Source organism: Paenibacillus sp. Y5S-9 (genome assembly GCF_036894235.1).
Lineage (GTDB): Bacteria > Bacillota > Bacilli > Paenibacillales > Paenibacillaceae > Paenibacillus.
Map to the genome: position 1 here is coordinate 5,572,820 of NZ_CP145887.1, position 12,617 is coordinate 5,585,436.

The window sequence follows — 12,617 nt, forward strand, 5'->3', positions numbered from 1 at the left end:
TCTGTCATCGGAGTGATCCGTGTAAATGTTCTTTAGTTCAATTTATATAGTCACCACAGATCTGGCCTTATTGCCAGCTTCCATCCGTTGCCTGAACACCAACACCAGAACCATCGCTGCAACAGAGAGCAACGTGCAGATCATAAACATGGTTGAATACGAACTCACCTGCACAACGAGCCCCATTGCGAGTCCACCCAGAGAGAATCCAAGGTCATACGAGGACATGAAAATCCCCATGAGTACATATCTGGAATCCGCAGGCAACACAAAAGACAGATATGTGGTTAGTGTTGGATACAACAATGCCAGGGCAAAACCGCTGAAAACCGCGGAGAGATATACCAGTGGCCCGATGGTTTCCATTAGACTGAGCAACTGGGTTCCCAGTGCTGCACACAGCATCAGTCCTGCCATCAGCCAGGTATTCCAGCTACCATCAGACGGGATTTTTTTACGCAAAATAAACCTGCAGAGGATTACAACCAATCCCTGAATCGTCAGAAATACCCCTGCACTTGCCGTTCCGGTGGATACCATATACAGGGGAAGAAAGGTCGCTGTTGCCCCAAAAACGCAGGACGCAAACAACATAACTACACTGCTGATCAGCAGTGGCGTACTGCGCCAGATGCCGCCGAATGAACGAAACATATCGCCCAAGGTATACGATTTGTTCTGCACGGTACTCCGCGGCAGATCCACATTATACCCAACCAGAAGTGGCAAAGCCGCCAGTCCGATCATCAGCAGCGTAAACGCCAGATCACTGGCATTTTCCCAGATTTGTATGGCCAGGATCGGAATGACCAGAGAAGGAACCATCGTAAAAAGGGTGTACATGGACAGCCCTTGTGCCCGGTCTTTGTCCTCCAGCTTTTCCACAATGCCTGCCTGCATCGTCATGGAGAAAAACGCCGTAGCCACGCCTTGCAGGGCCCGCAACCACAGATACGTCTCCACACCAAAAACAACAAACAGCAGCAACGTGCCCGCATGCAAAAGCAATAACCATTGCATCACTCGAAGTGGACCATACTTGCCCAGCAGCTGTGCTGCAAAAGGTCTCAAGAGCATACAGGTGAACATGTATGCCCCCATCATCAGACCAATCTCGGCCTGGTTCAATCCGGCGGCCTCGCTTCGCAAAGGCAGAATAATCGTCAAAGCAGAATTCGCCGCAAAAAATAAAAAGGCCAGCATATAAAACCGGATAAAGGAAAAGGATACCGGATTTAATTTTCCATTGGATGTTGCCGTCATTGAAGACTTCAAACGTTCGTCACCACTTTCTCTTCTGGCAGTCAACTCACAGATGTACCTGTAACGGGTCTCCGCCGTTCATAGGCAAAAACGATCATTACCGCTCCTAGGATAGCACAGATCATGTACATAAATGAATAGGAAGAGAAGTCAGCGACGGGTCCCATAATCACACCACCCAGAGAAATACCCAGATCCGCCATCGCGATAAATAACCCGATCAGAACGTTCCGATTCAGCTTAGGCAACACAAAAGATAAATAGGTCGTGAGTGTCGGATACAGGATCGCCTGACCGATTCCCATGAATACAGCACCCACATAGAAAAAGACCACCCCGCCTGTCACGGCAAAACTGACACATTGCGCAGCTACGGCGAGCAGACACATGGTACCCATCATGAAAGGAGAATGCCAACTGCCATCGGAAGGAATCCTTTTCCTAAGCATAATTCGAGCCAGTACCACCGTTCCTGCCTGAAGCATCAGATATACGCCGGCATTCCCGTTTGGTACTTGGCTCGCATACAGCGGAATAAACGTTGTAATCGCGCCAAATACAACCGAGGCAGCGAGCATTAACATACTACAGCGAAATAAATACGGATTCTTCACCAACTGCCCAAAGGATTCCCACATACTGACGTTCTGCTCAGAAAGATTCTCAGCAGGTTGCTCCTTGTTTGGTTCCATTTTGGCGGTATATCCGAAGATGCCCGTACAGACAGCAATGCCGATCAGAACCACTGTAAAATAATCCATGCCTCCCGCCTGCCATATCCCCAATGCGAGCACAGGCCCCAAGATCCCTGGTATGTAACTGAACAGAGAATAATACGAAATGCCCTGGGACCGATCTTTCTCCGGAAGGGCATCAATAATGCCAATCTGCAAAGCCATGGAAAAGAACGCTGTCGATACCCCCTGCAAAATACGAGCAACCAAATAACCGCCGAGTCCCGTAAAGGTATATAAAATCAGCGCAAATCCATTGATAATCAGAATCAGACGTAATATTTTGATTGGTCCGTGCTTTTGAATAATCCGACCGGCCCAGGGTCTGAAGAACATCGTTGTGAACATATAAGCACCCATGATCAGTCCAATCGTTGTACCGCTCGCACCCAAGGACTCCCCTTGTAATGGGATGATCACGTTAAGAATGGCATTGGTACTGAAATATAGAAGAACCAATATGTACAAACGTAGAAAAGGCCAAGACATCGCTCCACTCACAATGGGGCTCCTCCTAAAATGGTATTAAATGCTTCAATAATCGCTTCGCATAATCGGACTGTACGTCCTTAAGTTGCTTGGTCGGAACGATTTCTACAACCTGTCCCTCTCTGAAAATGATTACCCTGTCACAGATATAAGCTGCCGCCTGTATATCATGCGTGATAAAAACATAGCTCAGCTTGTAGATTTCTTTCAGCTCTTTCAACAATTGCAACACCTGAATCTGAACAGATACGTCCAGTGAGCTGATCGCTTCATCAAACACGATGCATTTAGGGGCGGTGGAGATGGCCCTGGCAATGCACACTCTCTGAGCCTCCCCGCCCGATAGTTCATGCGGATATTTGGATCTATAGGAAGGGTCCAGTCCAACTTGGCTCAGCAACAGATCCACCTTCTCTGAGTTACCCTGATCCTTTCGCAGCTTTTGCTGTGCTTGCATCGGTTCCATAATGGCAGCTTCCACGGTAAGAAATGGATTGATGGAGGACGTATAATTTTGAAAAACGGCGCTGATGTTACCCATCCGTACACGTCGATCCTGTACGTCTTTACCATCGAGCGAGATCGTTCCACGATCCGGGCGTTCGATGCCCAGCATCAACCGTCCCAATGTGGATTTTCCGCTTCCGCTTTCACCGATGATGCCCAGACATTCGCCTTGCTGGCATTCAAAGGTAACCTGTTTCAAGACTTGTTGTTTGTGCTTGGAGAACAGTCCGCCTTGGTTATATGATTTTTCGATACCTTCCACCTTTAGCATCTAGGAGTCCCCCTGCATCAACGCCTTAAAATGATTGCTTAGCTCCAGCCGGGTAGAGACCAGATACTGCGTATAGGCATGCTTCGGCTCTGTCAAAACAGAATGCATGCTGCCACGCTCAACGATCTTGCCGTCTTTCATAACCATCACGTCATCTGCAATCTTCTGGACGACGCCGAGATCATGGGAGATGAACATCATGGAACAGCCCATGCGTTCACGTAATTGAATCAATTGCTCCACCACTTCATATTGAGAGATCGTATCCAGTGCCGTTGTCGGCTCATCCGCAATAATCAGATCGGGCTCCAGCACCAACGCCAGTGCAATCATGATTCGTTGCAGCATCCCACCAGACAGTTGATGTGGATATTGATTCAGAATCTCGCGTGGATGTCTGAGCATAACGCTTTCCATGGCATCGATGATTTTCCGTTCAATCTCACGGGTGTTCCATCCAAAATGTTGCTGAAGCGTCTCCCGAATATGAACACCAATGACACAGGAAGGATCAAATGCACTCATGCCATTCTGCAAAATCATACACAGATGCTTGCCCCGCTTACGCCGCATCTCCGGTTCCGAAAGCTGGTTCAGGTCTTCGCCCTGAAATGACATTGTGCCCGATTGGCGAATCCATGGCTTGTTCAGTCGCATGATGGCCCTGCACGTAACGGACTTCCCACTACCACTTTCCCCCACGATGGCCATACAGCTTCCCTGTTTGACTTCAAATGAACTGTCATGAATGATCACTTTGCCTGTATTGCTGTCCCATACTTTCAAATGTTTAACCTCGACTATATTCATAAGCGGCCTTTCTCACCTCACTTTCGTAAGACTTGTCAGACTTACCTTGAGAGGTCATCAATTTGGGGTCCAGAGCCACTTGAAGCGCATCCGACAGAAAATTAAAAGCAGACACGACCACCACAATGGCCAGGCCTGGTGCCAACATCAATTCAGGTCTGGAAAACATGACTTCCCTCGCCTCATTGAGCATCATGCCCCACTCCGCATGCGGAGCCTGAATGCCAAGCCCCAGAAAGGAAAGGCCGGAGATCTGCAACATCATTGAACACATGGAACCGCTGGCAATGACGGCAATATCAGCAAATGTAACCGGAACAATATGTTTGGTTATAATTCTCAGATTAGGCGTGCCGGAGGCTTTAGCGAATTTTACATAATCCATATCAGAGAATTGCATCACAGATGTTCGAATAACGCGGGCAAACCAGGCCCATTTCATCCACACAAAGGCAATCAAAATATTCTCCAGTCCTGCACCCAGAATGCCAACCACCGCTAGTGTCATTACGTATCCGGGGAAAGAAAGCATAATGTCACAGACTCTCATGATCCACGCATCCACTTTCCCCTTGAAGTAACCTGCCATGAATCCAACAATGGCCCCGATCAGAACAGACAGACTTAACGCAACCAGAACCCATAACACACTTGGACGGATGCCATAGATAAGCCGGGATAAAACACATCTGCCCAGATGATCATTGCCTAATAGATAATCCCAGGATGAGGAGGCATAACGAAGCTTCATGTTCACTTGTCCAGGATCATGCGGCGCAATAAACGGAGCCAAAATGCCCGCCATAAGCGTGGCGATAATCACCACCAAAGAGGTCATCGCAATCTTGTCTTTGCACAGATTTTTCAGTATTCGCATCAGAATTCCTTTCTCAACCGGGGATTCATCGCCGCATTAATGATGTCGGATAACGTATTAAACAGTACAAAGGTGACAGCCAACATCAGAACATACGCCTGAATAATCGGAAAATCCCTGCTTAAAATGGATTTCACGCTGAGCCTCCCGAGCCCCGGCCAGGCAAATACATTTTCGATGACCACCGTACTGCCCAGCACAATCGGGATCGCCATGCAAAAGATGGATACGGCTACCTGTAATGAATTTCTTAGGATATGCAGGGTTACTTTCTTCTCGCTCAGACCACTTGCCCGTGCATATAACACATAGTCCTCATTCATATTGCTCAGCATGGAACTTCGAACCGTTCGGAAATAAATGCCTGTATAACTCACCGTGATTACAATCACCGGAAGAATGTAGCTTCGATACGAGTCCATACCACTGGTAGGTAAAAGGTCCAGCTTGACGGAAAAATACCAGATCATCATGGCTGCAAGCCAGTAGGATGGCATGGCGGTAAGGAAAAATGATACGCCTCTGACCGATCGATCCAGCAGCTTGCCTTCTCTCATGGCACAGATCACTCCCAGCAGAATGGACAGCGCAATAATGAATACCGATGATACAAGCGTTAACTTCAATGTGTTCATAAAAGCCGGCCCCATCATTGACCATACGGGTTCACCAGATACATAAGAGTTGCCAAAGTCCAACTGCACAACAGCCATGATCCAGTTCACATACTGGATCATGAACGGCTGATCTAACCCCAATGCCTTGTTGGTCTGGGCAATTAATTCCTCTGTGATCTGCGGAACTTCCTGTGCCTGTAACACAACAACCGCCGGGTCCAAAGGAGATAAATTAATCAGAACAAACGTTATAAATGAAATGATAATCAGTAAAGGGATGGTTAACAGAATCCTTTTGACGATATAACTTCCCATATTCATCTCCGCTCTATTTAAATTGAACTAAACAATATTTACACTACACTCCGATGACAGAACAACCTTTCGATCGCTGTTATCCCCAGATTTTTTTGATTCCTTTTATATAGGGAAAATCCGGGGATAGCGTATGCTTCCGATGTAGCTTTCTTGCAGAAAGCTTGTAGGCGAACGCTCCGCTTCTTCAGGTTCTTTCTGTCCTCTCCGTTTTGTGTGAATGTTTAGTTCAATTTATATATTTAAAATTCATTTTTTCAAAAGGTAGTTCATATTGAGTCTGTTTGAATGAGATTCCATCGAGATTCTCGGGAGCGACAACGGTGACACGTCCGTTGGTAATCGGAATGAACAACGCTTCATCATGGACGATCTTCATAATGTCGTCATAGAGGGATTGGCGTGAAGCCTCATCCGTGGAAACCATGACCGCATCGATTTTTTTGTACAATTCATCTGCTTTGGCAATTCCGCTTGTCGTATGCTTGTATGCCGAATCGGACGTAAATGCCGCAATGGTACTTTGTGGATCATAGGCCAGTCCCCAGGTTTGATTAAAGAGCAGGTCATATTCCCCGGTGGCTCTCCGATTCGCAATGGAAGTGGATTCTTCGCCCACAATCTCAAGCTGAACACCCAATTCTTTCATCGAATACTGGATCAATTCAGCCTGTATTTTCTGTGAAGACGAGTTGCTGTCATAGTATAATTTCATGGCTAAAGGCTGACCGTTCTTCGTTCTCACCTCTTTACCATCCGCCAATGTCCAACCAGCTTGGTCCAAAAGATTTTTAGCCATTTCCGGATCATACTCCCGTTTCTTCAGGTCTACCTTAGCGTAATTGACATTGGCTGAAAATAGCGTGTCCGCTACAGTCTGCGTTCCGTTGAAAATATCCTTACTGATCGTTTCGCGATCAATGGCAACCCATAGCGCTTCTCGCACTGCCGTTTCCTGAACCGGACTATTCTCGCGACTGCTATTGGCTACGATCATATTAGTATTCATCGCTTCACTTCGAACCACTTGATAACCACCGGATTCAGCCAATTGATCCATGGCTTCGACATCGATACTATCTGCTCCCCGGTCATCGGTGAACACAAAGTTGATCTCTCCCTTTTGCAATGCCAGGAATGTTGTTTCACCTGCCGGAAGGACCTTGGATGTGATCTTCTTGATTGCAGGTGCACCACCCCAATAGTCTTCATTGGCTTCAAACGTGGCATTCTCTTCGACTTTATGAGCAGTAAGCTTGTAAGGTCCTGTACCGTGGAAACCACTTACTCCGTCTTTGGTTCCGCCATCCTTGAAATCCTTGGGTGATATGAAGACGTAAGGTCTTGTCATGGACAATTCCACCAGTGCCGGATAATAGGCTTCCGATAGCGTCAGCTCCACCGTGTGCTCATCTAAAACTTTTACACTTGTGATTTTGGTAGACAGCTTGATCCAGGCATGTTTTTCGGCATTCGCCTGTACTGCATCGATATTTTGTTTAACCGCCTCTGCGTTGAACGGCTCTCCATCATGGAATTTCACATCTTGTCGCAGATGAAAGGTATAGGTCTTCCCATCCTCGGAAATACCCCATGATTCAGCCAGCAATGGCTTGATTCCGTCAGGCGTGTTTTCCACCAGAGACTCATATACCATCCCTTGTGCAGGCATGGAGCCTGTATACAGATGGGGGTTCATATCATTAATATCTTTGGCAGAAGCATAGATAAGTTCCGTTTGTACCTGGCTATTGGCAGGCTCCGTTTGGGCGCTCTCTTTCTCTGTTGTGCTCTGTCCGCATCCGGCGAGCAACGCAATGGCAGATACCAGCAATAATAACCATTTAAAAGTACTACCTTTATTCACAACATTTCCTCCTGATGATGAAATTACAAGCAGACCTCGTAGGTTACATCGGGCAACTCCGATTGCAGTACCATCTTCCGATCACTGTTATCCCCAGATTTTTTTGATCTCTTTTCCAAAGAGAAAATCCGGGGATAAAGGCGACCGCTTCGCTTCTTCAGATTGGTTCTGCACTCTTCGTTATGATGTAAACATCAGGTTCAACTTGATTAATTTGAGATGTAATTAACCCAATTACTCAAAGTCAAAGGCCGGTGCAAATCATGCGGATATCCTCGTTGAAGGATTGAATCGCAAAGGCGTTGGACAAGCGTTGATTCGGGTGTGCGTCAGCTACTTCCTGAATTTTTGCCTCATATGTGGCGATGAATTGATCAATGGTTGGACATCTCACATCGAGATGTCTGGCAATGCCCTGGATGATTTTAATGCGGTAGTAATCTTCCTTGGGCATACGGGGGATGTCCAGTTCCCCTTCGCGGTTCATGAACGTTTGACGGAATGGGACTGCTGAAAAGTCAAAATATTTCCCTGCCGAATCGGGTTCCGAGAATGGATCAATCAATAAGGAGGTGTACCGTATGTATAATAAATACTCTTGATGAATGACCTGCAGCTGATTGAAATTCTCGATATCCTGGCGTGATATACTCTCTAATCGAACCGGATAGTTGTCATCCGTCATGAATTGAAGCAGGTTCACTCCCTGAATATCAAGTCGGTCCGTAATATTCATAATCTCCTGCCACTGTGCCCGCATTTCCCGTATCAAAACTTGTGTAATCGGACCTTCAGGATACATCTTGTATACGTATTTCTGAGTATCTGGAGCTCCAAAGATGGCTTCTAATGAGAAGTCATTCATGAACAAGGGTGGATGCACGTACAACGAGATATTTCTCGTTTCCGCCTCCAGTGGAGATCGCATCACTTCCAGCGCAATACCCAAACGTTCATAAACTTGGCGTAACATACTGACCTGTTCAGACGGGTAACGAGTGGAACCGATATAGACCTTTTTCTTCACCCCTGTAGTAATCACATGATTGGACGGATGTTCGTGCATCCAACGGGTATCTCCAAGGTAGGTAGAGAAACTGATCACTTCCGGCGTTGCATTCCGCTCTCTCATATAATGGGTCACGAGTCGATTCGACCCAAACGTTGGAGAAATCAAAATGATACATTTCAGTTGTTTGATGAATTCATTTTTCATTTTTTCCAATACATCGATATAAGCATCGGTGGTAACCGCCAAAATGAGTGTATCCCATTCCCCCTCGATGGTGTCATATCCCTTGAACACATGATCAACGAAACACTCACCTGCGAGCGATTGATGTTTCTCATTTTGAATGCTAACCTGAATACGTTGATTGCTCTGTTCGAGGGCTGAGAATACGGACGCTGAACGAACCGATTGTCTCCCCGCAATGCCTATTAAGCAGTTGAGATGATCTTTGAGCGTTACCGCAAGCTGAATGGATGCAGGCCCGGTTCCAAGTAACAGAATTCGCTGAAGATTGCTCATATAATCCTCCTTAATTCAAAGTTCAATCTGTAATCCATTTGGACGCACTTGGATGCACATGCATACCTATGCTTTTTGATACAACACAATATCAAACACATCATCCGGGCGCAGGATTTGGTCCACCAGCTTCCACTTGCTGCTGTCCGTCTCTTCCATCGGATAATTGAACAACGACTTCAACTGATCACCGTATCTCATGGCTACAACCACCTGTGCATTCGTCAGGGCATGCAGTTGATCAAGCAGCTCATATTTAGGGGCCACCGTAGAGCTGAAAATGATATGGGTTGCTTCCCTGGTATAATCCAGATCCTCCAGCAAGGTTGACTCCAAACGAATCTTCAAACCCGTGCCCAGTGTCTCCACCACTTTTCGCCCGAGTGTAATGGACTCTTCATCAATATCGATCCCGACAACCTGTGCACCTGTTCGCTTGGCGATGAGTAATGGTGTCATTGGGAATGAACCGGAGCCTACCAACAACACTCTGGAATCGGAGGTGACATGGAAGCTGCCAAATTCTTTATCGATACACTCTTCTATGTTTTTGAAATAATCGGCAATCTGCACATCCCCGTTCTCTAACTTTAATGCACGATATTTCTCCATGATCGCCACACACTGGGCGGATTTATTTCTTAACTGCCACACAAGCGAATCAAGCTCTTCCAGCTCGGAATGCTCCAACTGTTCCCAGGCTGCCTTATTCTCCTGATCGGTCACAAAGCGGGAGTAGTCATTGATCACAGCCTCCAGCTCCGAACTATGCAGAATCGTATGATCATACTTGCTCGCGAGCTTATCAAATTTCTCTGCAAATTCACTCAAACATGTCTGAAAATGAACCAATGTGATCATTTCTTTTCCCCCAATACGTTGTCTCGATCATGTCATGTACCTCATGCGTTTATAACGCTCCATTCTGCTGGAGCATCTATGTAGGCTTTGCCCTGTGCCACGATGCCTACCGATCCCTCAATCGTAATGCTCCCAAGTTCTGCGCCATTCCACTCAGCTATCACTTTGATCGCACCACCGGGCTGCTTGATATACTGTGTAATCTCCCTCTGCTGGCTCCATGCAAGATAGGCTCCCACAGAGGCCGTACCCGAACCGCACCCTCTCTCCCACATCAGACTATCCAGCTCTGGAACATAGATGAGTGGGGCCATTTCTTCCAAGTGTGATTGATATAACAAGATACCGATCAGCTTATCTCCCAGGGTTAGTCCCAGTAACCTTGCAAGGGTCTGTGCCCTCTTTTTCATCGTATCGTCGAAGTCATCCACTTCAATCACGATATGGATGAACTCAGCGTACCGGATGATCACCATATCGAGCTCGATGCCTTCATATCGGATTGTTCGTTGTTCAATCTGCTTCGGAACCGGCATGGTTACCTGGCAGTTGTATTCGTTCTGCTGCTTCTTCACATGGCACATGATCAATTGATCGGTTCCGGAAACCTCCAGCATGATATCCATAGACTCCTGTTGTACCAGTCCTGCTTCAGATGCGAGGTGTGCTGCAAGTGCCATGCAGGCATTGCCACAGAACTCGCCTCCGGCCATTTCCAGACGGGCCACAGCTTCCGGTCTCCTCGTTGGTTCAATGAATCCCACTTGTTCAGCGTAAACGTTATCATACGACATTAGACGAGTCGCAATATGATTGTATTTCTCTGCTGCATGATCCGTTTTAACCAGAATCGTCATGTTTTGAGTGGGACTGAACTTGATAAAATCGATCTCCTGTTTCATCGCAGCGACTACTCCTGTTCTTCTTTTTTTATCTAATAGTAATTATTACGATTAAAGGTCGAGAAAAATATAGCACATCCTTTTGGGGAGCGTCAACAAATATTTCCATTAAAAAAAATAAAATTTAACAATACCTTTAGCTGCCCTTCCTGTAAGAAAACCCAAACAGAGCTGACGCTTTTGCGCCAACCCTAGCCATAACTACACCATCTAATAAGGTTCAACAAATCGTCGTTCCTACCCCGCTCTCACTTAAAAAAGGGAATACGAAAAACGGTTGCCGTCGAACGGAACCGTTTCGATCTGGATATGATCCAGTGATTCACTATACTCATCACTCTTGATGTGCTTGCACATTGTGCAGTGCTTTCTCAGCCAGTGCAGCCAGAAGATGTGCTCCGAGCGGCAATGCCTGTTCATCCACATCAAAGCCAGGGTGATGCCACTCATGCGGGCCAGAGGTGCCCAGGAAGAGGAACAGGCCGGGAACTTCTTTTTGATAAAAAGAGAAGTCCTCACCTGCTGGAGAAGGTAGCGGTCTAACACTATTCAATCCAATCTCACTTGCAACTTGCTCCGCCGCAGATGTCAGTGCTTCATCGTTGACCACGGCAGGTGGTCCCTGAATCCAGCGAACCGTAGCACGTGTGCCATAGGCCGCCGCAACACCCGCTACCACCTGATTGAAACGCTCGCGAATCCGTGCACGCACTTTCTCATCAAAGGTACGTACCGTGCCATCGAGTATCGCTTCATCCGGAATAACGTTCCAGGCTGTGCCGCTGTGGAGCTTGGTGACACTGATTACGGCACTCTCCTGTGCTCCTACATTACGACTCACAATGGCCTGTAATGCCGTAACAATATGTGCGGCAACCACGATTGGATCAATGCCGGCTTCAGGCACTGCTGCATGGGTACCTACACCTTCCACTTTGACAACAAAACCGTCTGCTGCTGCCATCAATGCGCCTTCCCGAATGCCCACCGTACCTACCTGGAGATCAGGCTTGTTATGTAATCCGAATACCGCCCGAACATCGGACAATGCGCCGCTCTGGATCACTTGCCGAGCACCCGTTGCTTTTTCCTCCGAGGGCTGGAATATCAACCGTACTTTTCCCGGCAAACTGGACTCGCGCTGTTTCAGTAATCGTGCAGCACCAATCAGAATTGCCGTGTGTGCGTCATGTCCGCAAGCGTGCATCTTTCCATCTACCTGGGAGGCAAATTCCAGCTTTGTCTCTTCCTGAATGGGCAGCGCATCAATATCTGCTCTTAGGGCAACAACAGGTCCGTCCCCTTGGCCTACTTCAGCGACAAGCCCTGTCCTCAGCGCATATTCGTCTGCAATACGGACGCCTTCCTCTTCCAGCCAACTGCGAATGGCTGCTGTCGTCTCCTTTTCCTCGCCGGACAATTCCGGGTTGCGATGCAGATGTCGCCGAATGGTGATTAAACGTTCCGCAAATTCTTCCGCCCGTTCACCGTGAAGTTCATGCTCGGGGCCCTGTACTTGTTGCTCAGCCTGTTGTTTAGGCTGTTCCAGATCACTTTTCATCACATGGCCTCC

The 12,617-nt window shown here is 47.3% G+C and carries 11 protein-coding genes; all 11 read right to left on the reverse strand.

Annotated elements, in window-relative coordinates; translation table 11 throughout:
- Positions 1-42: 42 nt before the first annotated feature.
- The 11 genes from V6669_RS24570 to V6669_RS24620 all read right to left on the reverse strand — a co-directional run bounded on the left by V6669_RS24570 (position 43) and on the right by V6669_RS24620 (position 12,605).
- The gene (locus tag V6669_RS24570) at positions 43-1,263 is read right to left on the reverse strand and encodes an MFS transporter (RefSeq protein WP_338595033.1); all 1,221 of its coding nucleotides are present in this window, start codon (positions 1,261-1,263) and stop codon (positions 43-45) included.
- Positions 1,264-1,304: 41 nt separating this feature from the next.
- The gene (locus V6669_RS24575) at positions 1,305-2,498 is read right to left on the reverse strand and encodes an MFS transporter (RefSeq protein WP_338588433.1); all 1,194 of its coding nucleotides are present in this window, start codon (positions 2,496-2,498) and stop codon (positions 1,305-1,307) included.
- A 13-nt stretch (positions 2,499-2,511) separates the two neighbouring features.
- Positions 2,512-3,264 (reverse strand): ABC transporter ATP-binding protein, encoded by a 753-nt coding sequence (locus tag V6669_RS24580; protein ID WP_289390285.1) that lies wholly within the window; start codon positions 3,262-3,264, stop codon positions 2,512-2,514.
- Positions 3,265-4,074 (reverse strand): ABC transporter ATP-binding protein, encoded by an 810-nt coding sequence (locus V6669_RS24585; protein ID WP_289390286.1) that lies wholly within the window; start codon positions 4,072-4,074, stop codon positions 3,265-3,267.
- On the reverse strand, positions 4,055-4,951 hold the full coding sequence (gene opp1C, locus V6669_RS24590) for a nickel/cobalt ABC transporter permease (protein ID WP_338588434.1): 897 nt from the start codon (positions 4,949-4,951) through the stop codon (positions 4,055-4,057). The genes V6669_RS24585 and opp1C overlap by 20 nt, the downstream gene beginning before the upstream one ends.
- Positions 4,951-5,883, reverse strand: coding sequence for a nickel/cobalt ABC transporter permease (gene opp1B, locus V6669_RS24595; protein WP_338588435.1), 933 nt, complete (start codon positions 5,881-5,883; stop codon positions 4,951-4,953). The genes opp1C and opp1B overlap by 1 nt, the downstream gene beginning before the upstream one ends.
- A 229-nt stretch (positions 5,884-6,112) precedes the next feature.
- On the reverse strand, positions 6,113-7,750 hold the full coding sequence (gene nikA, locus V6669_RS24600; protein ID WP_338588436.1) for a nickel ABC transporter substrate-binding protein: 1,638 nt from the start codon (positions 7,748-7,750) through the stop codon (positions 6,113-6,115).
- A gap of 244 nt (positions 7,751-7,994) precedes the next feature.
- The gene (locus V6669_RS24605; protein ID WP_338588437.1) at positions 7,995-9,281 is read right to left on the reverse strand and encodes an opine metallophore biosynthesis dehydrogenase; all 1,287 of its coding nucleotides are present in this window, start codon (positions 9,279-9,281) and stop codon (positions 7,995-7,997) included.
- A 66-nt stretch (positions 9,282-9,347) separates the two neighbouring features.
- A complete protein-coding gene (locus V6669_RS24610; RefSeq protein ID WP_133387058.1) occupies positions 9,348-10,142 on the reverse strand; it encodes a nicotianamine synthase family protein in 795 nt (264 codons plus the stop codon).
- A gap of 41 nt (positions 10,143-10,183) precedes the next feature.
- On the reverse strand, positions 10,184-11,044 hold the full coding sequence (locus V6669_RS24615; RefSeq protein ID WP_133387057.1) for a diaminopimelate epimerase: 861 nt from the start codon (positions 11,042-11,044) through the stop codon (positions 10,184-10,186).
- Between the two features lie 334 nt (positions 11,045-11,378).
- On the reverse strand, positions 11,379-12,605 hold the full coding sequence (locus V6669_RS24620) for an amidohydrolase (protein WP_240768299.1): 1,227 nt from the start codon (positions 12,603-12,605) through the stop codon (positions 11,379-11,381).
- Between the last annotated feature and the right edge of the window lie 12 nt (positions 12,606-12,617).

What these genes read in the sequence shown, in the direction of transcription:
- V6669_RS24615 (WP_133387057.1), bottom strand. Translation starts at nt 11,044, where the DNA reads ATGAAACAGGAGATCGATTTTATCAAGTTCAGTCCCACTCAAAACATG.
- V6669_RS24570 (WP_338595033.1), bottom strand. Translation starts at nt 1,263, where the DNA reads ATGACGGCAACATCCAATGGAAAATTAAATCCGGTATCCTTTTCCTTT.
- opp1C (WP_338588434.1), bottom strand. Translation starts at nt 4,951, where the DNA reads ATGCGAATACTGAAAAATCTGTGCAAAGACAAGATTGCGATGACCTCT.
- opp1B (WP_338588435.1), bottom strand. Translation starts at nt 5,883, where the DNA reads ATGGGAAGTTATATCGTCAAAAGGATTCTGTTAACCATCCCTTTACTG.
- V6669_RS24585 (WP_289390286.1), bottom strand. Translation starts at nt 4,074, where the DNA reads ATGAATATAGTCGAGGTTAAACATTTGAAAGTATGGGACAGCAATACA.
- V6669_RS24580 (WP_289390285.1), bottom strand. Translation starts at nt 3,264, where the DNA reads ATGCTAAAGGTGGAAGGTATCGAAAAATCATATAACCAAGGCGGACTG.
- V6669_RS24620 (WP_240768299.1), bottom strand. Translation starts at nt 12,605, where the DNA reads ATGAAAAGTGATCTGGAACAGCCTAAACAACAGGCTGAGCAACAAGTA.
- V6669_RS24605 (WP_338588437.1), bottom strand. Translation starts at nt 9,281, where the DNA reads ATGAGCAATCTTCAGCGAATTCTGTTACTTGGAACCGGGCCTGCATCC.
- V6669_RS24610 (WP_133387058.1), bottom strand. Translation starts at nt 10,142, where the DNA reads ATGATCACATTGGTTCATTTTCAGACATGTTTGAGTGAATTTGCAGAG.